Annotated in this window: 23 protein-coding genes; 20 read left to right on the top strand and 3 right to left on the bottom strand. The window is 60.4% G+C overall.

Translation table 11 applies throughout. The annotated features are described in order from the left end of the window. Window positions 1-9: 9 nt before the first annotated feature. The 3 genes from araG (at window position 10) to FBY10_RS16425 (ending at window position 3,385) form a co-directional block, all read left to right on the top strand. Window positions 10-1,509, top strand: a complete 1,500-nt coding sequence (gene araG, locus FBY10_RS16435) for an L-arabinose ABC transporter ATP-binding protein AraG (protein ID WP_145337052.1) — start codon at window positions 10-12, stop codon at window positions 1,507-1,509. A 19-nt stretch (window positions 1,510-1,528) separates the two neighbouring features. Beyond that, complete coding sequence (gene araH / locus FBY10_RS16430) at window positions 1,529-2,494, top strand: L-arabinose ABC transporter permease AraH (protein ID WP_145337046.1); 966 nt, start codon at window positions 1,529-1,531, stop codon at window positions 2,492-2,494. A gap of 87 nt (window positions 2,495-2,581) precedes the next feature. Beyond that, entirely contained in the window at window positions 2,582-3,385 is an 804-nt protein-coding gene (locus FBY10_RS16425) for an IclR family transcriptional regulator (protein WP_145337045.1), read from the top strand. Here the strand turns inward: FBY10_RS16425 and FBY10_RS16420 are convergent, their stop codons facing one another. Continuing rightward, on the bottom strand, window positions 3,386-4,438 hold the full coding sequence (locus FBY10_RS16420) for an NAD(P)-dependent alcohol dehydrogenase (RefSeq protein ID WP_131699733.1): 1,053 nt from the start codon (window positions 4,436-4,438) through the stop codon (window positions 3,386-3,388). It lies immediately after the preceding gene. A 182-nt stretch (window positions 4,439-4,620) separates the two neighbouring features. On the opposite strand from FBY10_RS16420, the gene FBY10_RS16415 reads away from it, so the two are divergent. Continuing rightward, window positions 4,621-5,514, top strand: coding sequence for an AraC family transcriptional regulator (locus tag FBY10_RS16415; protein ID WP_131699732.1), 894 nt, complete (start codon window positions 4,621-4,623; stop codon window positions 5,512-5,514). A 70-nt stretch (window positions 5,515-5,584) separates the two neighbouring features. Here FBY10_RS16415 and FBY10_RS16410 read toward each other — a convergent pair whose 3' ends face one another. After that, window positions 5,585-7,249 (bottom strand): electron transfer flavoprotein-ubiquinone oxidoreductase, encoded by a 1,665-nt coding sequence (locus FBY10_RS16410; RefSeq protein WP_131699731.1) that lies wholly within the window; start codon window positions 7,247-7,249, stop codon window positions 5,585-5,587. A gap of 534 nt (window positions 7,250-7,783) precedes the next feature. Between FBY10_RS16410 and FBY10_RS16405 the strand changes: the two genes are divergently transcribed. The 14 genes from FBY10_RS16405 (at window position 7,784) to FBY10_RS16340 (ending at window position 19,435) form a co-directional block, all read left to right on the top strand. Continuing rightward, window positions 7,784-8,533, top strand: coding sequence for an electron transfer flavoprotein subunit beta/FixA family protein (locus tag FBY10_RS16405; RefSeq protein WP_065924817.1), 750 nt, complete (start codon window positions 7,784-7,786; stop codon window positions 8,531-8,533). Between the two features lie 2 nt (window positions 8,534-8,535). Continuing rightward, entirely contained in the window at window positions 8,536-9,465 is a 930-nt protein-coding gene (locus tag FBY10_RS16400) for an electron transfer flavoprotein subunit alpha/FixB family protein (protein ID WP_098478899.1), read from the top strand. 83 nt (window positions 9,466-9,548) lie between these two features. Further along, the gene (locus FBY10_RS16395; RefSeq protein ID WP_145337044.1) at window positions 9,549-10,364 is read left to right on the top strand and encodes an ABC transporter substrate-binding protein; all 816 of its coding nucleotides are present in this window, start codon (window positions 9,549-9,551) and stop codon (window positions 10,362-10,364) included. A 9-nt stretch (window positions 10,365-10,373) separates the two neighbouring features. Continuing rightward, on the top strand, window positions 10,374-10,736 hold the full coding sequence (locus FBY10_RS16390) for a DUF4398 domain-containing protein (RefSeq protein ID WP_131699728.1): 363 nt from the start codon (window positions 10,374-10,376) through the stop codon (window positions 10,734-10,736). Next, a complete protein-coding gene (locus tag FBY10_RS16385; RefSeq protein WP_131699727.1) occupies window positions 10,733-11,548 on the top strand; it encodes an OmpA family protein in 816 nt (271 codons plus the stop codon). The genes FBY10_RS16390 and FBY10_RS16385 overlap by 4 nt, the downstream gene beginning before the upstream one ends. Before the next feature lie 271 nt (window positions 11,549-11,819). After that, a complete protein-coding gene (locus FBY10_RS16380) occupies window positions 11,820-13,259 on the top strand; it encodes a PLP-dependent aminotransferase family protein (protein ID WP_017527404.1) in 1,440 nt (479 codons plus the stop codon). A gap of 104 nt (window positions 13,260-13,363) precedes the next feature. Then, window positions 13,364-13,855: a translation initiation factor 2 gene (locus tag FBY10_RS16375; protein ID WP_131699726.1), complete on the top strand. Its 492-nt coding sequence runs from the start codon at window positions 13,364-13,366 to the stop codon at window positions 13,853-13,855. 162 nt (window positions 13,856-14,017) lie between these two features. Continuing rightward, window positions 14,018-14,272, top strand: a complete 255-nt coding sequence (locus FBY10_RS16370) for a YkgJ family cysteine cluster protein (RefSeq protein ID WP_017527406.1) — start codon at window positions 14,018-14,020, stop codon at window positions 14,270-14,272. A 41-nt stretch (window positions 14,273-14,313) separates the two neighbouring features. After that, complete coding sequence (locus FBY10_RS16365; protein ID WP_131699725.1) at window positions 14,314-14,919, top strand: START domain-containing protein; 606 nt, start codon at window positions 14,314-14,316, stop codon at window positions 14,917-14,919. 103 nt (window positions 14,920-15,022) lie between these two features. Then, window positions 15,023-15,259: a hypothetical protein gene (locus FBY10_RS16360; RefSeq protein WP_048731221.1), complete on the top strand. Its 237-nt coding sequence runs from the start codon at window positions 15,023-15,025 to the stop codon at window positions 15,257-15,259. Between the two features lie 213 nt (window positions 15,260-15,472). After that, on the top strand, window positions 15,473-15,814 hold the full coding sequence (locus tag FBY10_RS16355) for a ribonuclease E inhibitor RraB (protein ID WP_015885395.1): 342 nt from the start codon (window positions 15,473-15,475) through the stop codon (window positions 15,812-15,814). Between the two features lie 456 nt (window positions 15,815-16,270). Next, a complete protein-coding gene (locus FBY10_RS16350; protein WP_131699724.1) occupies window positions 16,271-17,680 on the top strand; it encodes a circularly permuted type 2 ATP-grasp protein in 1,410 nt (469 codons plus the stop codon). 4 nt (window positions 17,681-17,684) lie between these two features. Continuing rightward, window positions 17,685-18,635, top strand: coding sequence for an alpha-E domain-containing protein (locus FBY10_RS16345; RefSeq protein WP_053139428.1), 951 nt, complete (start codon window positions 17,685-17,687; stop codon window positions 18,633-18,635). Then, window positions 18,632-19,435: a transglutaminase family protein gene (locus FBY10_RS16340; protein ID WP_131699723.1), complete on the top strand. Its 804-nt coding sequence runs from the start codon at window positions 18,632-18,634 to the stop codon at window positions 19,433-19,435. Before FBY10_RS16345 ends, FBY10_RS16340 begins: the two co-directional genes overlap by 4 nt. A gap of 28 nt (window positions 19,436-19,463) precedes the next feature. On the opposite strand, the gene FBY10_RS16335 is transcribed toward FBY10_RS16340, so the two are convergent. After that, window positions 19,464-20,270: a cytochrome c gene (locus tag FBY10_RS16335; protein ID WP_131699722.1), complete on the bottom strand. Its 807-nt coding sequence runs from the start codon at window positions 20,268-20,270 to the stop codon at window positions 19,464-19,466. A 649-nt stretch (window positions 20,271-20,919) separates the two neighbouring features. On the opposite strand from FBY10_RS16335, the gene FBY10_RS16330 reads away from it, so the two are divergent. Then, window positions 20,920-22,125, top strand: a complete 1,206-nt coding sequence (locus FBY10_RS16330) for an acetyl-CoA C-acetyltransferase (protein ID WP_145337043.1) — start codon at window positions 20,920-20,922, stop codon at window positions 22,123-22,125. Window positions 22,126-22,141: 16 nt separating this feature from the next. Further along, window positions 22,142-24,286, top strand: coding sequence for a 3-hydroxyacyl-CoA dehydrogenase NAD-binding domain-containing protein (locus FBY10_RS16325; protein ID WP_145337042.1), 2,145 nt, complete (start codon window positions 22,142-22,144; stop codon window positions 24,284-24,286). Window positions 24,287-24,309: the final 23 nt, after the last annotated feature.

The following is a 24,309-nucleotide window of genomic DNA, read 5'->3' as shown; positions in this document are numbered from 1 at the left end:
GCTGTGGAAATGACCGCTGCGGCCCTGCGTTTTGACGCTATCGGCAAAACCTTTCCCGGGGTCAAGGCGCTGGACGGCATCAGCTTCACCGCCCACCCGGGGCAGGTGCACGCCCTGATGGGCGAGAACGGTGCGGGCAAGTCGACGCTGCTGAAGATATTGGGCGGTGCCTATATCCCCAGCAGCGGCAGCGTGCAGATCGGCGCGCAGACCATGGCGTTCAAATGCGCCGCCGACAGCATCGCCAGCGGCGTGGCGGTGATTCATCAGGAGCTGCATCTGGTGCCGGAAATGACCGTCGCCGAAAACCTGTTCCTCGGGCATTTGCCATCGCGCTTCGGCGTGGTCAACCGGGGCCTGCTGCGCAAGCAGGCCCTGGCTTGTCTCAAGGGCCTGGCGGATGAAATCGACCCCGAGGAAAAACTCGGCCGCCTGTCCCTGGGCCAGCGCCAGCTGGTGGAAATCGCCAAGGCGCTGTCCCGTGGCGCCCATGTGATCGCCTTCGACGAACCGACCAGCAGCCTGTCGGCGCGGGAGATCGACCGGTTGATGGCGATCATCACGCGCCTGCGGGACGAGGGCAAAGTGGTGCTCTACGTCTCGCACCGCATGGAAGAGGTGTTCCGCATCTGCAACGCGGTCACGGTGTTCAAGGACGGCCGCTACGTGCGTACCTTTGACGACATGAGTGCGTTGACCCACGACCAATTGGTGACCTGCATGGTCGGTCGCGACATCCAGGACATCTACGACTACCGCCCGCGTGAGCACGGCGAGGTGGCGCTCAAGGTGGACGGTTTGTTGGGCCCGGGTTTGCGTGAACCGATCAGTTTTGAGGTGCGCAAAGGCGAAATCCTTGGCCTGTTCGGTTTGGTGGGGGCAGGGCGCACGGAGTTGTTCCGTTTGCTCAGCGGTTTGGAGCGCGCCAGTGCCGGCAGCCTGGAGTTATGCGGGGAGGCCCTGCAACTGCGCTCACCCCGCGACGCCATCGCCGCCGGTGTGCTGCTGTGCCCGGAAGACCGCAAGAAGGAAGGCATTATTCCGCTGTCCAGCGTCGCCGAGAACATCAATATCAGCGCGCGTGGAGCCCACTCTTCGTTCGGCTGGCTGCTGCGCGATGGCTGGGAGAAGGGCAATGCCGACCAGCAGATCAAGGCAATGAAAGTCAAAACCCCGACCGCCGCGCAAAAGATCATGTACCTGTCCGGCGGCAACCAGCAGAAAGCCATTCTTGGCCGCTGGCTGTCGATGCCCATGAAGGTGCTGCTGCTGGATGAGCCGACGCGTGGCATCGACATCGGCGCCAAGTCGGAGATCTACCAGATCATTCATAACCTGGCCGCCAGCGGCATTGCGGTGATCGTGGTGTCCAGCGACCTGATGGAAGTGATGGGCATCTCCGATCGCATCCTGGTGATGAGCGAAGGCGCGCTGACCGGCGAACTGAGCCGCGATCAAGCGGATGAAGCACGCCTGCTGCAACTGGCACTCCCGCGTTCGCGGGCTTAAAGAATAAGAGGGTGTAGGCATGTCTCAGGTAAAAACTGCAAAGGGCTTCTGGCCGGGTTTCAACCAGCGCAGGTTTCTCGATGACTGGGTGATGCTGTTGGCGGCATTGGGCATCTTTGTGCTCAGCGCACTGTTTATCGACAACTTCCTCTCGCCGTTGAACATGCGCGGCCTGGGCCTGGCGATTTCCACCGTGGGCATCGCCGCCTGCACCATGCTGTTCTGCCTGGCGTCGGGGCACTTCGACTTGTCGGTGGGCTCGGTCATCGCCTGCGCCGGTGTGGTGGCGGGGATCGTGATTCGCGACACCGACAGTGTGGTGCTGGGTGTCTCGGCCGCATTAGCCATGGGCCTGGTCGTCGGGCTGATCAACGGCATTGTCATCGCCAAACTGCGTATCAATGCGTTGATCGCGACGTTGGCGACCATGCAGATCGTGCGCGGCCTGGCCTACATCTTCTCCAACGGCAAAGCGGTGGGGGTGATGAACGAGGATTTCTTCGTATTCGGCAACGGCCAACTGTTGGGCGTGCCGGTGCCGATCATCATCACTGTGCTGTGCTTTGTGTTTTTTGGCTGGCTGTTGAACTACACCACCTATGGGCGCAACACCATGGCGATCGGGGGGAACCAGGAAGCGGCGTTGCTCGCGGGGGTGAACGTTGATCGCACCAAGATCATCATCTTTGCCGTGCACGGCCTGATCGGCGCGCTGGCCGGGGTGATCCTCGCCTCACGCATGACCTCGGGCCAGCCGATGATCGGCCAGGGGTTCGAGCTGACGGTGATTTCCGCCTGCGTGCTGGGCGGGGTGTCGTTGAGCGGCGGCATCGGCATGATCCGCCATGTGATTGCCGGCGTGCTGATCCTGGCGATCATCGAGAACGCGATGAACCTGAAGAACATCGACACCTTCTACCAGTACGTGATCCGCGGTTCGATCCTGTTGCTGGCGGTCATCATCGACCGTATGAAGCAGCGCTAGACCGAACACCTCCCACTTTTGGATCGCCACTGTATTGAGGGGCGGTATTTGCCATAATGCCTCCGCTTTCATACCTATAGGCCCGATATGCAGGAAAACGCCCACACCCCCGTCAAAGACGCAGCCCCCACCGGCACCCAGACCCTGCTGCGTGGCCTGGGCGTCGTGCAGGCGGTGGCGGCCGGTGCGCGGGATCTGAAAGAGATCGCCAAGCGCATCGGCACCACCCGCAGCACCACGCACCGCTTGGCCAGTTGTCTGGTGGAGGAGCGTTACCTGCGCGTGGTACCGCAAGTCGGTTACCTGTTGGGGCCGAAGTTGATCGAGCTGGGGTTTCAGGCGCGCGAAGAGCTGCCGTTGGTGACCCTGGCGGTGCCGTACCTGGATGAGTTGTCGGCATTGACCGGCGACACCATTCACCTGGCCATTCGCGAATACGACGACGTGCTTTACCTGCACAAGAACCCTGGCCGCAACGGCCCGGAAATGCGTTCGCGGGTCGGCCATCGCATGCCGTTGGCACGCACGGGCGTGGGCAAGGCGATGCTGCTGGATGACTCGGTGCAAGAGTGGCAGCGCTTGTACGAGACCAGCCTGCCGGCGGGTGGGAAAAACCTGCAATGGCCGCAGCATCCAGAACAGTCCTGGGCGCAGTTCGAGCAGCGCATGCGTGAGTATGTGGTGGGGGGTTATGCGTTCGACCTGGAAGACAACGAACCATCGATCCGTTGCGTGGCGGCACCGGTGCGCGATGCCAGCCGACGAATCGTCGCCGGCATCAGCATCGCCAGTACCGTGCCCTACATGCCGCTGGAGAAAATGGCCGAGCTGATCCCAGTGATCAAACAGGTCGCAGCGCGGCTGTCAGCGGAGTTGGGCGCAAAAGTCTGATCAGACCTTCAAGGTTGCCATGTCGATGACAAAGCGGTACTTCACATCACCGGCGATCATGCGGGTATAGGCCTCGTTGATCTGGCGGATATCGAGCATTTCGATGTCGCAGGTGATGCCATGTTCGGCACAGAAATCCAGGACTTCCTGGGTTTCGGCAATACCGCCGATCAAGGAACCGGCGAGCACTTTACGCCCCAATACCAGCTTGGCGGCGTTGACCGGTGGGTCCACGGGCTCGATCAGGCCAACCAGGATGTGCACGCCATCAAAGCGCAGCACGTCGAGGTAGGGGTTCAGGTCGTGCTGCACCGGGATGGTGTCGAGCAGGAAGTCGAAGCTGCCGGCGGCGGCTTTCATCTGTTCGGCATCGGTGGACACGATCACATGGTCGGCACCCTGGCGGCGGCCTTCTTCAGCCTTGCTCGCCGAGCGGGTGAACAGTGTCACTTCCGCGCCCATGGCCTTGGCGAACTTGATGCCCATATGGCCCAGGCCACCCATGCCGAGAATCCCGACTTTGTCGCCAGCCTTGACGCCGTAGTGCTTGAGCGGCGAATAGGTGGTGATGCCCGCGCACAGGATCGGCGCAGCGCTGGCCAGGTCGAGCTTGGCCGGGATCTTCACCACAAAGTGCTCGCTGACCACGATACTGTCGGAGTAGCCGCCCATGGTGTTGCTGCCATCGACGCGGTCCGGTGTGGCGTAGGTCATGGTCGGGCCTTCGAGGCAATATTGCTCCAGATCCGATTTGCACGCTTCGCAATGGCGGCACGAATCGACCATGCAGCCGACGCCGACGAGGTCGCCGACTTTATGCGCGGTCACGCTGGCACCGACGGCAGTGACCTTGCCGACGATCTCGTGGCCCGGCATCAGCGGGTACACGGCGATGCCCCATTCGTTACGGGCCTGGTGGATGTCGGAGTGGCACACGCCGCAGTAGAGAATCTCGATGGCCACGTCATCGGCGCGCGGGCTGCGGCGTTCAAACGACATGGGGGCGAGGGGAGTGGTGGCCGACTGGGCGGCATAACCGATGGCGGTATACATGGAAAAAACCTCGCAAAAGCACTGACAGATGAGGCGGGCCATTCTCCCCACCACCCCCTGAAACGGCCATGGTGATTGCTCCGAGTCTCATGCCTATTCGTCCGGCAGTGTCCCTTGTTTGGATTCATTGGTCGCCAGACCTGCGATGATGATCTCATCCCTTTTTCGCGAAGTTTTTTGCCATGCTGTTGACCCGCCATCTTGATGCCAACGCCACGCTGGTTTCCCTGATCGAGGGGCTGACGTCCCGCGACGGTTTCTCCCCGACCCACCTGCCGGGCGTGCAAGTACTGCGTGCCAGTTGCGACGTAGCGCGCGGCCCGCAGATCTACGAGCCGAGCCTGATGTTCGTGGCCCAAGGCAGCAAGGTCGCCTACCTGGGCCCGCGTACGCTGGAGTATGGCGCCGGGCACTACCTGATCCAGGCGATGCCGGTGCCGTTCGAGTGCGAGACATTCGCCATGGCGCCCGGTGCGCCGCTGCTGGGGGTGACCGTGGGCATTGACCGCGTGGTGCTGGGTGAGTTGGTGATCGCCATGGGCATGCAGGCCGGGCCGCCGCCGACCGCGCAAACCCTGGAGTCAATGAGTTCGGTGGTCCTGGATGACACCATGCGCGGCTGCGTCGAGCGGCTGCTGCAGTGCCTGCACGATCCACTGGAAAGCCGGATCATGGGCCCGGCGCGGGTGCGCGAATTGTTGTTCACCGCCTTGCGCGGCCCCCAGGCCGATGTGCTGCGTGCGTTGGTGGAACAGCAAGGGCAGTTCTCGCGAATCGCCACGTCGTTGAACCACCTGCATGCCCATTACGCCGAGCCGCTGAATATCGAGACGTTGGCGGGGTATGCGCATATGAGTGCGTCGACGTTTCACGAGCATTTCAAACGCTGCACATTGTTGTCGCCGGTGCAGTACTTGAAGCGTTTGCGCTTGCTCAAGGCTCAGCAGTTGCTGCTGGTGGAAGGCATGGGCGTCGCGCAGGCGGCGCACAGCGTGGGGTACCAGAGTACGTCGCAGTTCAGTCGCGAGTACAAGCGCTACTTCGAGCGCAACCCTGGCGAAGAGCGGGCTGCATAGTCATTTCAGGTAAAAGCACAATCCAGCTGTGGGCCATAAAAAAGGCTCCCATTTGGGAGCCTCGTTTGCGTTACATATTCGGGTAAGTCGGCCCGCCCGCACCTTCCGGTGTGACCCACGTGATGTTCTGCGAAGGGTCCTTGATGTCACAGGTCTTGCAGTGCACGCAGTTCTGGGCGTTGATCTGGAAGCGCTTCTCGCCGTCTTCCTTGGTGATCACTTCATACACGCCGGCCGGGCAGTAGCGCTGCGCCGGTTCATCGTAGAGCGGCAGGTTGGTGCCGATCGGGATGCTTGGGTCTTTCAACTTCAAGTGGCACGGCTGCTCTTCTTCGTGGTTGGTACCGGAGATGAACACCGAGCTCAACTTGTCGAAGCTCAACTTGCCGTCGGGTTTCGGGTAGTCGATTTTCTGGCTGTCTTTGGCCAGCTTCAGGCAGGCGTAGTCCGGCTTGGTATCGTGCAGGGTGAACGGCATCTTGCCGCCGAGGATGTTCTGGTCGAACCAGTTGAAGCCGGCGCCGATGATCGGGCCGAACTTGTGCATGGCCGGGCCGAAGTTGCGGCTGGCGAACAGTTCTTCGTAGAGCCAGCTGGCTTTGAAGCTGTCGACGTAGTTGGTCAGCTCATCGCCGCCTTCGGAGTCGGCAAACAGGCGCTCGGCCACGGCATCGGCAGCGAGCATGCCGGACTTCATCGCGGTGTGGCTGCCCTTGATCTTGGCCACGTTCATGGTGCCCAGGTCGCAGCCGATGAGCGCGCCGCCCTTGAAGACCATCTTCGGCAACGAGTTGATGCCGCCCTTGGCCAGGGCGCGTGCGCCGTAGCTGATGCGCTTGCCGCCTTCCAGGTACTGGGCCAGCACCGGGTGGTGCTTGAGGCGCTGGAACTCATCGAACGGCGACAGGAAGGTGTTGCTGTAGGACAGGTCGACGATCAGGCCGACGACCACCTGATTGTTTTCCAGGTGATAGAGGAACGAGCCACCGGTGTTCTCGTTGCTCATGATGTCCAGCGGCCAACCGGCGGTGTGTACCACCAGGCCTGGCTGATGCTTGGCCGGGTCGATTTCCCAGATTTCCTTGAGGCCGATGCCGTAGTGCTGGGCGTCGGCGTCGCTGTCCAGGTTGAAACGCTGGATCAACTGCTTGCCGATATGCCCACGGCAGCCTTCGGCGAACAGCGTGTACTTGCCACGCAGTTCCATGCCCGGGGTGTAGACGCCTTCTTTGGGCTGGCCTTCACGGTCAACGCCGAGGTCGCCGGTGATGATCCCGCGCACCACGCCGTTTTCATCGAACAGCGCTTCCTGGGCGGCGAAGCCTGGGTAGACTTCCACGCCCAGGTTTTCGGCCTGCTGGGCCAGCCAGCGGCACAGGTTACCGAGGGAGATGATGTAGTTGCCTTCGTTGTGCATGGTCTTGGGCACAAAGAAGTCAGGCACCTTGGTGGAGGTCTCGCTGCTGCGCAGCACATAGATGTCATCGCGCACCACGGGGGTGTTGAGCGGGGCGCCGAGTTCCTTCCAGTCCGGGAACAGTTCGTTCAGGGCACGTGGTTCAAACACGGCACCGGAAAGGATGTGTGCGCCCACTTCGGAGCCTTTCTCGACCACGCAGACGCTGATTTCCTTACCGGCTTCGGCGGCCTTCTGCTTCAGTCGGCAGGCGGCAGACAGGCCCGCCGGGCCAGCGCCGACGATGACCACGTCGAATTCCATGTATTCGCGTTCCACAGGCTATCTCCTACTCAAGGCTCAACAGGCTTTTTTTTCTAATGGGTGGAGGTTCGGTGTCGTGTCCGTCATCGCCGTGCGCAACGGCAGGGGATGACCCACCTGTCTCTCTAGGTGGCGCATTATATATAGACCACTGTCAGCGTCCAATACAAACGTTTGTTTGAATTGCCCGCAGGCTAGGTAAATCAAAGCAACGCGGCTTATGACTGGCCATTTTGCCGTATTGACCAGAATAGGCGTTCCGGTCAATATACGGTCGGTTTTGCACAGACCGTAGGCAGACTGTAGGTTTCAAGAGCACGTCCAAAAGCACGGCAAAGGCAAAACAGGTGACGCGCGTTTAATTGATAGCGCGCAGTTTACACGCCGCGATAAAGAATGACCTCCCAGTCACCACTGACGAACGGTCATCATTTCCCGTGAGCAAGGTCATTCGCCGCCGTTTTTGGAGGTGCCCTTGTGTGCCGATGAGCATCAACCGCCAGGTTCGCCTAGGCGACTTTCTTTTCACCGGAGAGTAACGAGGAATCCATGAAGGTTCTTGTAGCTGTCAAACGCGTTGTCGATTACAACGTGAAAGTTCGCGTCAAGGCGGACAATTCCGGCGTCGACCTTGCTAACGTCAAGATGTCGATGAACCCTTTCTGTGAAATCGCCGTGGAAGAAGCCGTACGCCTGAAAGAGAAAGGCGTGGCGACTGAAATCGTTGTGGTTTCCATCGGCCCGACCACTGCTCAAGAGCAGCTGCGTACCGCCCTGGCACTGGGTGCCGACCGCGCTATCCTGGTCGAGTCCGCTGAAGAGCTGACCTCCCTGGCCGTGGCCAAGTTGCTCAAAGCCGTTGTCGACAAGGAACAGCCTCAACTGGTGATCCTCGGCAAACAGGCGATCGACAGCGACAACAACCAGACTGGCCAGATGCTGGCTGCACTGACCGGTTATGGCCAGGGCACCTTCGCTTCGAAAGTCGAAGTGAGCGGCGACAACGTTGCCGTGACCCGTGAAATCGACGGCGGCGCGCAGACGGTTTCCCTGAAACTGCCGGCCATCGTCACCACCGACCTGCGTTTGAACGAGCCGCGCTACGCGTCCCTGCCAAACATCATGAAAGCCAAGAAGAAGCCTCTCGAAGTGCTGACTCCGGATGCTTTGGGCGTTTCCACCGCCTCCACCAACAAGACCGTCAAAGTCGAAGCGCCGGCTGCACGCAGCGCAGGCATCAAGGTCAAGTCCGTGGCTGAACTGGTCGAGAAACTGAAAAACGAAGCGAAGGTAATCTAAAAATGACTATCTTGGTAATCGCTGAACACGACAACAAGGTGCTGGCCCCGGCCACCCTGAACACTGTTGCTGCTGCCGCTAAAATCGGTGGCGACATCCACGTACTGGTCGCCGGTCAAGGCGCTGGCGCCGTGGCTGAAGCCGCAGCCAAAGTCGCTGGCGTGAGCAAAGTACTGCTGGCCGACAACGCCGCTTACGCTCACCAACTGCCGGAAAACGTCGCCCCTCTGGTAGCAGAGCTCGGCGCTGGCTACAGCCACATCCTGGCTGCCGCCACCTCCAACGGCAAAAACATCCTGCCACGCGTTGCCGCACAGCTGGACGTTGACCAGATCTCCGAGATCATCTCGGTAGAAAGCGCGGACACCTTCAAGCGCCCGATCTACGCCGGTAACGCCATCGCTACCGTGCAATCGACCGCTGCCGTCAAAGTCATCACCGTGCGTGCCACCGGTTTCGATCCGGTTGCCGCTGAAGGTGGTTCGGCTGCCGTTGAAGCCGTTGCTGCTGCCCACGACGCTGGCACGTCCAGCTTTGTCGGCGAAGAGCTGGCCAAGTCGGACCGTCCTGAGCTGACTGCTGCCAAGATCGTCGTTTCCGGCGGCCGTGGCATGCAGAACGGTGACAACTTCAAGCACCTGTACGCCCTGGCCGACAAGCTCGGCGCTGCGGTCGGCGCCTCCCGCGCGGCCGTCGACGCAGGCTTCGTACCCAACGACATGCAGGTCGGCCAGACCGGCAAGATCGTTGCGCCACAGCTGTACATCGCCGTCGGTATCTCCGGCGCGATCCAGCACTTGGCCGGTATGAAAGACTCCAAAGTGATCGTCGCGATCAACAAGGACGAAGAAGCACCGATCTTCCAGGTGGCCGATTACGGCCTGGTGGCGGACTTGTTCGAAGCCGTACCTGAGTTGGAGAAGCTGGTCTAATCCAGCCGCTTCACTTATAAAGAGCCCGGTCTTGTGACCGGGCTTTTTTTTGCCTGGCTTTTTTGAACACCGGAGAAACCGCCATGGAACTGCGCCCCTGGGCCGTACTGCTGGGACTTACGCTGCTGCCGAGCCTGTCCCTGGCCGCCGGCAAATGTGATCGCCTGGTGATCACCGGCAGCCCGGACGCACCGCCGCTGCTGTGGCGCGATCCCCAAGACCCGACGCACCTGATCGGCGCCACCGCCGACGTATTGCAGCAGGTAGCCAAGGATCTTGGGTTGAAAATCGACCTGCTCTACGGTGGCAAGCGCTCCCAGGCCCTGGACGAAGTGCGCAGCGGGCGCATGGACATCCTCGCCGATGCACCGCTGAACCTTGGTGAGCTGGAAACCCTCGACTACATCCACCCGGAGCTGGTGCAGCTCGATTATCTGGTCTGGACCCGCAAGGATTCGGCCCTGGCCTACACCACGGCGGCCGACCTGCATGGTCACAAGGGCGCGGTGTCGGAACGTGCGCGCTTGAGCCGCGACTTTGAAACCTTCGCCGCCCAGCAACTGACCCTGCAACGCCTGCCCACGTTGACCCCGGCCTTTCAGAAACTGCTGCTGGGGGAAGTGGACTACGTGCTGGCCGGGCGTTACTCCGGCATGGCCATGGCCCAGACCCTGGGCATGAGCAATGACCTGGTAGCCCGCGATGTGCCCGTCGATCAGCCCGGCCTGTACCTGGCGATTTCCCATAACTCGGCCTGCAATGATCCCTGGCTGCGCGGACAGCTGGCCAAAAAGATGACAGAATTGCGCGGGTCTGGTGTGACGGAAGCCGCGTTGCAGCGCAATCTGGAGCGTTGGAAAGCGCAATTGCAACAACCCGTCGGCACCCCAACAAAGTAGGGATTTTCAGTGACTCTTCGACCTTTTTTCGCGGCCCTCGCCGTTGTCGCTCTGGCGGGATGTGCAGCCGATCCTGCGCCGAATGAACAAATTCGTCTTACCCAGCAAGCCCTGGTACAAGCCAACGCCGTGGGCGCCAGCGCCGATGAATCACCCGAACTTAAACTGGCCGAGGACAAATTCGCCCGGGCCAAGGCCGACATGGCCGAGCAATCCTACAAGGACGCGCGCATGCAGGCCGAACAGGCCGAGCTGGATGCGCGCCTGGCCGAAGCCCAAGTACTGACCCGCAAGAGCCAGGAACAACTGAACGTGCTCAACACCCGCATCACGCGCCTGCGCAAGCAATTGCAGCTGGGAGAAGCCCAATGAACCCGATGATCCGTGGTCTGGGGTGTGCTGTGCTGTTGGGCAGTGCGGCACTCGGCGGTTGTGCCAGCCACCCCAATGGCGAACAGGCCTTACAACAGGCGGGCAGCGACTTCCAAAAGGTCAAGGAAGACGCCAACGTGCTGCGTATCGCACCCAAGGACGTCATCCGCGCCGGTGAATCCCTGGCACGGGCCGACCGCTTGTCCAGCTACTGGGGCAGCGGTGCCGACGTGGTGCATTACGCCTACCTGAGCCAGCGCTACAGCGCCATTGCCCGCGAACACACCGAGCAGGCACTCAACGAAGAACGTGCTGCCAAGCTCGAACTGGAACGCCAGCGCCTGCAATTGGCCCTGCGTGAAAGCAAGCTGATCAGCGTGCAGCAGCAGGGTAAATGGCTCGAAGAACAGATCGCCAGCCTGACCACCACCCAGACTGATCGTGGCCTGGTGATGACCCTGGGCGACGTGCTGTTCGATACCGGTGAAGCGGAGTTGAAAAACTCGGCCAACCGCACCGTGTTGAAAATCGTGCAGTTCCTGCAACTGAACCCCAAGCGTGTGGTGCGCATCGAGGGGTACGCCGACAATACGGGCGGTCAGCAGGAAAACCTCAAACTGTCCCGTGATCGTGCGCAATCGGTGGCCGATGTGCTGGTGGATCTGGGGATCGACGAAAAACGCATCCAGGTTGAGGGCTACGGCGACCAGTACCCGGTGGAAGCCAACGCCTCCGAACGTGGCCGCGCGCAGAATCGTCGCGTGGAAATAGTGTTCTCCGACGAAAAAGGCCAACTGGGCGCCGCGCGCTAACGCCTAGCACAGATCAAAAGTGTGGGAGGGGGCTTGTCCCCGATAGCGGTGGTTCAGTCAATATTTTGGGTGACTGACACTCCGTCATCGGGGGCAAGCCCCCTCCCACATTTTTCTGCACACCCCTGAAAATTCTATCCGCCACCCTTACAGTTTTTGCTATCACTGCCAGCCGCGCTCGACTATTGTGGCAACTGTCCCCGTACACTTCTAAACTGTGCCGGTATGTTTCACACAAAAATAAAATACCCGTGAAATCGAGTGCTGCGTCATGACCAATCTGTTGCTTTACCAACGTATCGCCCAGCAACTGGCTGAGGATATCCGTCGCGGTGTCTATCAACCGGGTGAGCGCGTGCCTTCGGTGCGCAAGATGAGCTCCCAGCTCAATGTCAGCCACGCCACGGTATTGCAGGCTTATGCCAACCTGGAAGACCAGGGGCTGATCCGGGCGCGGCCGCAGTCCGGTTACTACGTGCACCAGACGCCAGCGCTGACGGCGCCGACGCCGGACATCGCGCGGGTCGAGCGCCCGGGGTTGGTCACCCGCAGCAGCATTATCCAGCAGGTATTGGGCGAGTCGCGCCGCGAAGGCGTATTCCCGTTGGGCGCCGCCGTGCCGAGCGTCGATTATTTGCCGGTACGGGCGCTGCACCAGCAATTGGCCAAGGTCACGCGCTTCCAGAGCCCACGCGCTTTCAGCTACATGTTCAGCCCCGGTTTCGAGCCGCTGCGCCGTCAGGTGGCGATTCGCATGCGTGACGCCGGCGTGGTGGTGGACCCTTCCGAAGTGGTGATCACCCATGGCTGTGTTGATGCATTGCAGATGTCCCTGCGGGTGCTGACACGCCCCGGCGACTTGATCGCGGCTGAATCACCGACCTATTACGGCTTGCTGCAACTGGCCGACCTGCTGGGCCTCAAGGTCATCGAGATCCCCAGCGACCCGTCTACCGGCATGAGCCTGGAAGCCTTGCAACTGGCGGCCAATCAATGGTCGATCAAGGCCCTGGTGCTGACCACCCGCCTGAGCAACCCCCTGGGCGGCACCATGCCCGAGGAACGGCAGAAACAGTTGCTGCGCCTGGCGTCGGATTTCGATATCCAGATTGTCGAAGACGATATTTACGGCGAACTGATGTTCGAACTCGGCCGCACCAAGGCCCTTAAGGCCTACGACCGCCTCGACCGGGTCATCTATTGCTCAAGTTTCTCCAAGACCTTGTCGCCGGGTGTGCGCATCGGCTGGATGATCGCCGGCAAGTACCAGCAGGAAATCCAGCGCCTGCAAATGTTCAGCACCCATTCGGCATGCAGCGTCACCCAGATGGGCGTGGCGGCGTACCTGGAGAACGGTGGCTACGATCGGCACCTGCGTTACATTCGCCAGGAATACCGCAAGAATCTCAGTGCCTTCCAACTGGCGGTGCAGCAGTATTTCCCGGAAGGCACCCAGATGACCCGTCCGACGGGCGGCTTTATCTTGTGGGTCAGTTTGCCTGGGCGGGTCAATACTCAGGAACTGCACGTGCGTGCCCTGCAACAGGGCATCAGCATTGCGCCGGGGTTGATCTTCAGCAACACCGAGCAGTTCAACCACTGTATTCGCCTTAACTGCGGCACACCGTGGAACCGCGAAGCAGAGCGCGCGCTGATGACCCTGGGGATGCTGGCCAGCCAGTTATGCCAGGAAACCGCAGCCGGCTTTTGAGGTGTCGAAAAGGGACAACGCCGATGGCTGGCTGATCACCGTGCTTGTCATGCCGCGCACAACAAGCGAGCATATGGCCCTCTGCCGTTAATGCTGTAGGCAATATGACCTCGATTGTTCGCGCTGCTTTGGTGGTTGGCCTGTTGAGCCTGTGTAACGTCAGCACAGTGCTGGCGGCGGCACCCGTGGCTGAAAACAAGCCTGCTGCCGATACCCAGCAGGATGCCCCGGTAAAAAAACCAACCTCCGCCAAGCAAGCCCCCGTCGCGAAGAAGCCAACCACCACGGCGAAAAAACGGGCGTCGACGGCGAAAAAATCCAAGTCAGCCCAGGAAGTGGCGCAAACCAAGCTGCCACCGGCACAGTTGGATTTGTCCCTGCCTTCGGACATGGTCAGGCATCTGCAGCCCTTAGGTACCATGCCCAAGCCCAAAAGCGTGCCGTTGTTGCCGCCGATGTTCGGTGAAAAGCCCACCGACAACAGTGCGTTCCAGATCAACGGCCGTTTGCTCAGCAATGAGATGAAGCTGCAATTGCGCAACGAAGAGCGCCGTGAAGTGGAAGGTGCTGCTTTGGAGTTCGAGTTCAAGCAGTAAACTTTTTCCTAAGAAGTGACGCAGGCCATCGACCATCTGTCGCAGACTGATCGGTCACTTTTGTTTTGTGCGAAAAACCCCTGTTAGACCATTTTAAAACGGCTGTTTAAGGGCGTACTCTAGCCCGGCCATCCCTATTGAGTCGTCGAGGACCTGCTGGTCATGAATTGCCGTGAAGGCTGTGGCGCCTGCTGCATCGCCCCCTCCATCAGTTCGCCCTTACCCGGAATGCCCAATGGCAAACCGGCGGGCGAACGCTGCCTGCACCTGTCGGTCGAACAGTTGTGCCAACTGTTCGGCCAACCGGAGCGCCCGGCGGTGTGCAGTGATTTCAAGGCGGATATCGATGTCTGCGGCACCGACCAGGCCGATGCGATCCGGTTGATCGGCTGGTGGGAGCAGATGACGGCGGCTTGATGGGCTTTACTATTGGAACTTCAACAATAAGGAATAAAACAATGGGTTCGCTGAAACGACTGGCTGTGCTGTGCGGTTTTACGCTGTTATTTACTGCCACTGCCCAGGCTGAGGATTGGCAAGTCGCCAAGGATGAAGACGGTATCAAGGTGTCCCTGAGCGAAGTCGCCGGCTCCAAATACAAGGCGTATCGCGGTGTGACCGTGATCAAGGCGCCTGTCGCCAAGATCCAGGCCCTGCAGGAAGATGTGGTCGGCGCCTGTTCGTGGATTCATGAGTGCAAATCCCAGAAGCTGGTCGACAAGAAAGGCGATGAGGCCTGGACCTACACCCAGTTCAAGGCGCCGTTCCCGGTGACCGATCGTGATTCGTACATCCATGTCACCACCACCAAGGACGCCGACGGCAGCGTGACCCGCAAGTTGCAGGGCGTGCCGACCTACAAGCCCGAAGAAAAAGGCTACGTGCGTGTCGCCCAGGTCGAGGGCTTCTGGAAACTGGTGCCTAAAGGCGCCAATGAGACCGAAGTCACCTACCAGGTACACACCGAGCCAGGCGGCAGCGTGCCGTCGTGGTTGGCCAACAAGTTCGTGGTGGAGGCGCCGTTCAACACCTTGAAAGCCTTGAAAGAACACGCTGAAAAATAAACGCAGTTGATCCGGTGCCTCCTGACCTGAGTGGAACGTTTGCCGAGCCCTCAAGGTCCAGATAGTTGTGAACCCACACACGGGTTTTATCGAGGAGGCACCGATGCAAAAGTGGCAGATTACCTTCGTTGATGATCACGGCGTACAGTCCGTGGAGCAGTTCACCTGCGAGCAGAAGCCCAGCCTCGAAGATGCGGCACACATGATTCGCAACAAGTTGGTGCCGGTGGCCGCCGAACTGGACCTCAATGATCTTGAGGGGCGCAAACCCGAGCCAACGGTCAAGATCCTCAAAGATCAGAACAGTATTCAAATCCTCGACATCTCTCCCGCCGCCTGAATATTCCCTGTATGCCATTCAAGCACCTCTGGTGGAGGTGATAGCTTCGCGCTACTCTGCAAGTGAGATCAGCGAATGAATCGCTAAGGTCTGGTCTTGTCAGCTACATGCTTGTTTTCCCGTGGTGATGTTGTTGCCGTGGTACCCGCGCCGTCAGCGCGCGGGCTTTGGGAAGCACGGAAAGTCTATCCATCGGTTTGAGGAGGACGTTTCATGAGCACAGCCTATCAAGAAGACATCAGCACCAACGTTCTGCGCCGCATGAAAGAAGGCGGCTTCGACTTTTCACGTTTCCACCCCATTGAGTTCTACGCCATTTTCCCGGATGAGGAACGGGCGCGCAGGGCTGCGGGTGAATTTCGTGGCGAGTCCTTGAATGCCCAAGTCAGTGCGCGCGACGATGGCGCCTGGTACTTGGAACTGAGCAAGATCATGTTTGCAACCTACGACGGCATAGGAGACTTCGAGCAAGACTTTGAAGCGGTGGTTGAGCCGCTGGGAGGGATCATCGAAGGATGGGGCGTCAAGCAGGAGGTGCGTGGGTTACCCATGTAGCGCGACTGTATGAGCAACGCAGCGTATCGGCTGACCTTAGGGTCGGCCGATTTTGTATGGGCTGCGTGAAGGTTTTCGGAACTTGCGCTGCCCTTTCTTGCACCAAAAAAAAAGCCACCCGAAAGGGGTGGCTGAAAGGGAAGACCGCAGGAGCCGGTCAGTACACGAGCCTCAAGGTACCGAGTGCGGGATGGGTAAGGCTGTAGGACGTGTCCTGTTCAACTGATGGGGCCGATTATCCGCAGGCTTGCGTGGGCAGTGAAATCAACTCTGACTATGCTGTTGATAGCCAAAGCTTGCATTGCCATGAAGCGTGCAGCAGTGCAGTGGGGATTCTGCGCACCAGGACGGTGCGATCAGGTCTTTGCTTATATTCAACCCACTGATTTTTAAGTGTTTATGCCGCTGGCACGGGCCTTGCGATGGTTCTTGCGTCCGGGTGACAAGGAGTACGGCATGATCCGCACTTATTACGACGAAATGTACGATGGGGCAGGGCAGGTTCGCCCTCACTACCGCGAGTTCGCCCGCTGGTTGTCCGAAACCCCCGCTGAACTGCTGGCCCAGCGCCGGCGCGAAGCCGACTTGCTGTTTCACCGCGCCGGGATCACCTTCACGCTTTACGGGGACGAGCAGGGCACCGAGCGCCTGATTCCTTTTGACACCATCCCTCGCAGCATTCCCGCCAGCGAATGGCGAATGGTCGAACGTGGCTGCATCCAACGGGTCAAGGCGCTGAACATGTTTCTCGCCGACCTCTATCACGACCAACGCATCATCAAGGCCGGGATCATTCCCGCCGAACAGGTGCTGGCTAACGAGCAATACCAGTTGGCGATGCAGGGGCTGAACCTGCACCGCGATCTGTATTCCCACATCTCCGGGGTCGACCTCGTACGCGATGGCGACGGCACCTACTACGTGCTGGAAGACAACCTGCGTACACCCAGCGGTGTGAGCTACATGCTCGAAGACCGCAAGATGATGATGCGCCTGTTCCCCGAGTTGTTCGCCGCTCAGCGTATCGCGCCGATCGACCATTACCCCAACCTGCTGCTCGATACCCTTAAAAGTGCCAGCCCCCTGGATAACCCAAGCGTGGTGGTACTGACTCCGGGGCGCTTCAACAGCGCGTTCTTTGAGCATGCGTTTTTAGCCCGGGAAATGGGTGTGGAGTTGGTGGAAGGCGCGGATCTGTTCGTGCGCGACGACCGCGTATTCATGCGCACCACCGACGGCCCCAAAGCCGTGGACGTGATCTACCGTCGCCTTGACGACGCATTCCTCGACCCGCTGGCGTTCAACCCGGACTCCATGCTCGGCGTGCCCGGCCTGCTGGCGGCGTATCGCTCGGGCAATGTGGTGCTGGCCAATGCCATCGGCACCGGGGTAGCGGATGACAAGTCTGTGTACCCCTTCGTCACCGAGATGATCCGTTTTTACCTGGATGAAGAACCGATCCTGCAGAACGTTCCCACCTTCCAATGCCGTAAGCCCGACGAATTGTCACACGTGCTGGCCAACCTGCCGGACCTGGTGGTGAAGGAAACCCAGGGCTCCGGCGGCTACGGCATGCTGGTGGGGCCGGCGTCCACGGCCGCTGAAATCGAAGCCTTCCGCGCCCGCATCAAGGCCAAGCCCCACGCCTATATCGCACAGCCAACCCTGTGCTTATCCACCTGCCCGACCTTTGTCGAAAACGGCATTGCGCCGCGCCATATCGACCTGCGCCCGTTCGTGTTGTCCGGCAAGGAAACCCGGGTGGTACCCGGCGGCTTGACCCGTGTCGCGCTGCGCGAAGGGTCGCTGGTGGTCAATTCATCCCAGGGCGGCGGCACCAAAGATACCTGGGTGGTCGAGGATTGATGCCATGTTGAGTAGAACTGCCTCGGATTTGTACTGGATGTCGCGCTACCTGGAACGCGCTGAAAACCTCGCGCGCATGCTCGATGTCAGTTATTCGCTGTCGCTGATGCCCCAGGATGGGCGCGGTGATGGTCTGCATGAACTGGCCATGCCGCTGTTGATCACCGGCACGCTGGATGATTATCGCGAGCGCCACGGTGAATTGCATGCCGAACGCCTGTTGCATTTTTTCGCACTGGATGCGGCCAACCCGGCCAGTATCTACAGTTGTCTCGGCGCCGCGCGGGCCAGTGCCCATGCCGTTCGTGGGCGAATTACCGCGGACATGTGGGAAAACATCAACGCCACGTGGCTGGATATTCGCGAAATCTCACAGCAGGGTCTCAGCCGCTACGGCATGAGCCGGTTTTGCGAGTGGGTCAAGGAGCGTTCCCATCTGTTTCGGGGGGCGACCTACGGCACCATCATGCGCAATGACGCCTTTCGTTTTATTCGGCTGGGTACGTTTATCGAGCGCGCCGACAACACCCTGCGCCTGCTGGATGCGCGTTATGAAATGGCCGGCGACCAGGCCGACGCCGTCACCGATGGCACTGCCCACGCCTACTATCAGTGGAGTGCCTTGCTGCGCGCGTTATCGTCGTTCGAGGCCTATACCGAGATCTACCGCGACGCCCCAGGGGCCCGACAAGTCGCGGAACTGTTGCTGTTGCGCGCCGATGTACCGCGCTCGCTGCGAGCCTGCAGCGAAGAGATCGACCAGATCCTCGCCAGCCTGCCCGGCATCAACGGCCGTCCGGCCCAGCGCCTGGCCGCCGAGATGGACGCGCGCCTGCGGTTTACCGCCATCGATGAAATCCTCGAGGAAGGCCTGCACGCCTGGCTGACCGACTTTATCCCCTTGGTTCGCCAGTTGGGCGACGCCATCTACAGTTCCTACCTGGAGGCTGCATGAGACTCTCCATCAGTCACGAAACCACTTACCACTACGACGACCAGGTACGCGCCAGCATCCAGTACCTGCGCCTAACGCCCCACGACAGCGAGCGCCAGCATGTGCTCAGTTGGCAACTGGACCTGCCACGCCCGGTGCGCGCGCAGATAGATCCATTCGGCAACATCCTGCACGTGCTAACCCTGGACGAACCCCACGACGCGATCATCATCGGCGCCCGTGGCCAGGTGGATATCGATGAGCTGCGTGAGGCTGAACACGAGAGCCAGTCAGCCTTTCCGTTCCTGCGCTGTACTCGCCTGACCGAGCCCGACGAAGCCCTGCGCGCCTTTGCGCAACAGCATTGCCATCAGCGGCGTGATCGCACCGCGTTGATCGACCTGATGCACGCCCTCAACCAGTCGATGGTTTACACGCCGGGTGCCACCGAAGTCGACACCTGCGCCGCCCAGGCCTTCGCTGGGCGGGCGGGGGTGTGCCAGGACCATACCCATGCGTTCCTGGCCTGCGCGCGCAGCCTGGGCATTCCTGCGCGGTATGTATCGGGGTATTTGTACACGGAAGACAGCACTCACCTGGCCAGCCACGCCTGGGCCGAAGCCTGGCTGGATGACGCCTGGTACAGCTTTGACGTGACCAACCAACTGGCCCGGCCGGAGCGGCATTTGAAACTCGCTGTGGGCCTGGACTACCTCGACGCCTGCCCGGTGCGCGGCATGCGCCGTGGCGGTGGGCATGAGCAGATGCATGCCAAGGTGTTCGTGGCGCCGACGCCGGTGGTCCTGGTCCAGCAGCAATAACCCGCTCGCCACAGAGATTAAGGTGGGGTCAGTGTTGTTGTTTACGCCCCGCCATATGCTTCAAGTACCCCACCAGCAACTCCAGCTCGCTGTCAGGCAACACACTGGCGGCGAACGCTGGCATCTTCGCCTGCGGCCAGTGCCTCAGGCTCTGCGGGTCGCGGATATAGCGCTTGAGGAAGTCGCCGCTGAAATATTCCGTAGGGTTGTAGGGAACATTCAGGTCGGGTCCCACCTGTGCATCGCCGGCGCCATTGAGGCGGTGGCAGGCCAGGCAGTTCTTCTGGAACAGCGCAAAGCCCTGGTTGACCGGATCATCGACCGCCAATGTCGGGTCGGGCAACAACGCGGGAAAACGTTCAGCTACGGTCTTCAACTGCTTGATCGCGGAAATCTGGAACGGCCACTGCTCCGGGCTGATATGCCCGGCCTGCGGATCGGTCCACACCAGGTAGAACGGCCCGGCACTCGGCTTGCCGTCTGCCAATGGGGGCCACGGGTGGGCCGGGTCTTCCACGGCCAGCCAGGCGCGGGCGCCGTTTTTTTGCAGCAACGGTGCGGCCGTCAGTTCCGCGGCGAATCCATCCAGGGCAACGGCTTGCAGATGGTTATCGGGCTGGATATCCGGTAGGAGCACTGCCAGCGGGACTGCGCGATAGGTCATGTTGCGCTTGTAGGAAACGTCATCAACGACCTGCACTGTCTGCGCGTCCGGATGCTTGAGCAGGTCAGCGGTTTGCCACGTCTTGCGCGTGTGATCCAGCTCGACGGTCAACTGCGCCGCCGAAGCGGGCAGGGCGAGCAACACGGCTAGGAATGCGAAGATCGGTTTCAAGGCGGCGGCCCCGTATTAAGTGGCGATAGGGCTCACGATACCGGAAAAACGCGGGTAAAAAGGCAGCCCCTGCAACAGGATCGCTATGCACGAAGTCCCGGCAGGTTCTGCCAAAAGCAGTAATCCTGATGCAATAAGTGCACAGAATGGAGGGGTCGGACCTTTACCCAATAACCTTGGTCAGGTTGGGCAAGATCAGAATCAGGGTGGTGGCGAACAGAATAAGTCCCGCCTGACGTACTTTCGAATGTTTGAACATGGCTGACTGCCTTTTGTTGTTATTCCTGAGCGTCAAATGCGTGCCGGTGTATTTCAGTATCGCAACGTGACGTGTCGCTTTTCTTACAGCTGCTCCAGCAAAACCCGGCAGCAACTTCTTACTGATTGAACCTTAGAGCCCTCGTTATGCGCCGCTTAGACCCATTTCATATCACTTAATAAGTATTTCTACTTAAAAAGGCATGAGGCATAACGCCATCTTGGCGCCAATGCCTTGGCTAGACAGCTAAAACGATTAATCAGGCAATTACCTTAGGTCCCTACCGTTCGTCTGAGCGTGGCGGTCAAAAGCAATGAGCGCATCCGTCATTGAAACCGTGTCAATCGGGCCTAAGGTAAGGGCACACATGCACAGCGGTTCGAGGACGTCATGACCCAAGCTTTGATCTTTGATGCGATACGCACGCCCCGCGGCAAGGGCAAGGCCGACGGCGCCTTGTACAGCGTCAAGCCGGTAAATCTGGTGGCGGGCTTGCTCACCGAGCTTGCGCAACGCAACGACCTCGACACCCAGCAAGTGGATGACATCGTGCTCGGCTGCGTCACCCCGGTGGGCGACCAGGGCGCCGACATCGCCAAGACCGCTGCCTTGGTGGCGGACTGGGCCGTCAGCGTTGCAGGGGTACAGGTCAACCGCTTCTGCGCCTCCGGCCTGGAAGCGGTCAACCTCGGCGCGATGAAAGTGCGTTCCGGCTTTGAGGACCTGGTGGTGGTCGGCGGCGTGGAGTCCATGTCCCGCGTGCCCATGGGCAGCGATGGCGGCGCCTGGGTGCTCGACCCGCAAACCAATATGCATAGCCATTTCACGCCCCAGGGCATTGGCGCCGACCTGATCGCCACCCTGGAAGGCTTCACCCGTGAGGACGTCGATAGCTTTGCCCTACAGTCTCAGCAGAAAGCCGCCAGGGCGCGTGCAGACGGGTCCTTCAACAAGTCGTTGATCGCGGTGCAGGACCAGAACGGCATTGTGCTGCTGGACCATGATGAATTCATTCGCGCCGACTCCACCCTCGAAGGCCTGGGCAAGCTCAAGCCCAGCTTCGAAATGATCGGGCAGATGGGCTTCGACGCCACCGCATTGCGGGTCTACAGCCACGTGGAACGCATCCATCATGTCCACACACCGGGCAACAGCTCCGGCATTGTCGACGGCGCCGCATTGATGTTGATCGGCTCCGAAGCGAAGGGCCGCGAACTGGGCTTGCAACCTCGGGCGCGCATCGTCGCCACGGCCGTCACCAGCACCGACCCGACCATCATGCTCACAGGCCCGGCGCCGGCAACCCGCAAAGCGCTGGCCAAGGCCGGTTTGCGCGTAGAAGACATCGACCTGTTCGAGGTCAACGAAGCCTTTGCCTCGGTGGTGCTCAAGTTCATCAAGGACATGGGTATCGATGCCGCGCGCGTCAACGTCAACGGCGGCTCCATCGCCATGGGCCACCCGCTGGGCGCCACGGGCTGCGCGATCCTCGGCACCCTGCTCGATGAACTGGAGGTGCGCCAGCAGCGCTACGGCCTGGCCACTCTGTGTGTCGGAGGCAGCATGGGCATCGCCACCATTATCGAACGTCTCTGAGCCCAAGGAATTTGTCATGACCGATGCCATTCGTTACGAAAAAGGCCAGGACCAGATCGTGGTGCTGACCCTCGACATGCCCGGCCAGAGCGCCAACACCATGAACGCCGTGTACCGTGAGGCGATGGCGGCCACCGTCGCACGCCTGCAAGCGGAAAAGGACGACATTGCCGGTGTGGTTATCACCTCGGCGAAGAAGACTTTTTTCGCTGGCGGCGACCTCAATGAACTGATCAAGGTCGACAAGGCCCACGCCAAGGATTTCTACGACAGCGTCCTGGTGTTGAAGGCGCAACTGCGCAGCCTGGAAACCCTCGGCAAGCCGGTGGTGGCCGCCATCAATGGCGCAGCCCTCGGCGGTGGTTGGGAGATTTGCCTCGCGTGTCACTACCGCGTCGCGCTGGATGACAAGTCGGTGCAGCTCGGTTTGCCGGAGGTCACCCTTGGCCTGCTGCCAGGCGGCGGGGGCGTGGTGCGTATGGTGCGCATGCTTGGGCTGGAAAAGGCTTTGCCGTATTTGCTCGAAGGCAAAAAAGTCCGGCCACAGCAGGCCCTGCAAGCGGGACTGATCGATGAGTTGGCAGCGGATCGCACTGAACTGCTGGCCAAATCCCGCGCCTGGATTCTCGCCAATCCGCAGGCCAAACAGCCGTGGGATAACAAGACCTATCAGATTCCCGGCGGTACGCCGTCCAGCCCGAAAGTTGCGCAAATGCTCGCCATCGCACCGTCGATTTTGCGCAGTAAAACCCATGGCTGCTTCCCGGCCCCGGAAAAAATCCTCTGCGCCGCCGTGGAAGGCGCGCAGGTGGACTTCGATACCGCGCACCTGATCGAAACCCGCTACTTCACCGAATTGGTCACCGGGCAGGTGGCGAAAAACATGATGGGCACCTTCTGGTTCCAGCTCAATGAAATCAACGCCGGCAGCTCGCGGCCTCAGGGCTTTGCGCCTTACGTGACACGTAAGGTCGGAGTGCTCGGCGCCGGGATGATGGGCGCCGGCATCGCCTATGTCAGCGCCTGTGCGGGCATCGATGTCGTGCTCAAGGACATTAACCTGGCAGCCGCCGAGAAGGGCAAGGCACATTCGGCGGCGCTGTTGGACAAAAAGGTCAGCCGTGGGCAATTGACCGCCGAGGAGCGCGAAACCACCCTCGCGCGGATTCATCCTACGGCTTCAGATACTGATCTGGTCGGCTGCGACCTGATCATCGAGGCCGTCTTCGAAGACCGTGAACTCAAGGCCAAGGTCTCGGCTGCCGCACACAGTGTGGTCGGCGCCGACGCGGTCATCGCCTCCAACACGTCCACCTTGCCCATCAGCAGCCTGGCCACGGCGGTGCCGGATCAAGGCAAGTTCATCGGACTGCATTTCTTCAGCCCGGTGGACAAGATGCCCCTGGTGGAAATTATCAAGAGCGCCCGCACTTCGGACGAAACCCTGGCCCGGGGTTTCGACTTCGTCCTGCAGATCAAGAAAACTCCGATCGTGGTCAACGACAGTCGTGGGTTCTTCACCTCGCGGGTGTTCGGCACCTTCACCCATGAAGGCATCGCCATGTTGGGCGAAGGCGTGGCTGCGCCGATGATCGAGACTGAAGCGCGCAAGGCAGGTATGCCGGTGGGGCCGTTGGCGGTGTCCGACGAAGTGTCCCTCAGCCTGATGAGCCATATCCGACAGCAGGCTGCCAAGGATCTGCAGGCGGAAGGTAAAGCAGTGCCGAATCATCCGGCGACGCTGGTAATTGATCTGTTGGTGAACGAGTACAAACGCGCGGGCAAGGCGGCGGGGGGCGGTTTTTACGAGTACCCGGCGGGCGGGCAGAAGCATTTATGGCCTGAGTTGAAAGCGCGCTTCGAGCGGGCCGACCAGCAGATTTCGGCGCAGGATGTGCGCGACCGTTTGCTGTTTATCCAGGCCATCGAGACCGTGCGCTGCGTGGAGGAGGGCGTGTTGATGTCCACCGCGGACGCAAACGTGGGGTCGATCTTCGGGATTGGCTTTGCCGCCTGGAGCGGTGGCGCGTTGCAGTTTATCAACCAGTACGGCCTCAACGACTTTATCGCCCGCGCCCGCTACCTGGCCGAACAGTATGGGGAGCGGTTCTCACCGCCGGCGTTGCTGTTGGAGAAAGCTGCGCAGAACACGACCTTCTGACGGTTTTGGGTATGTACAGGGCT

The sequence above is a fragment of the Pseudomonas sp. SJZ103 genome, from assembly GCF_007828335.1.
In the GTDB taxonomy this organism is placed as follows: Bacteria; Pseudomonadota; Gammaproteobacteria; order Pseudomonadales; family Pseudomonadaceae; genus Aquipseudomonas.
The sequence above is the reverse complement of the archived record's forward strand: the minus strand, read 5'-3'. Positions and strand labels throughout refer to the sequence as shown.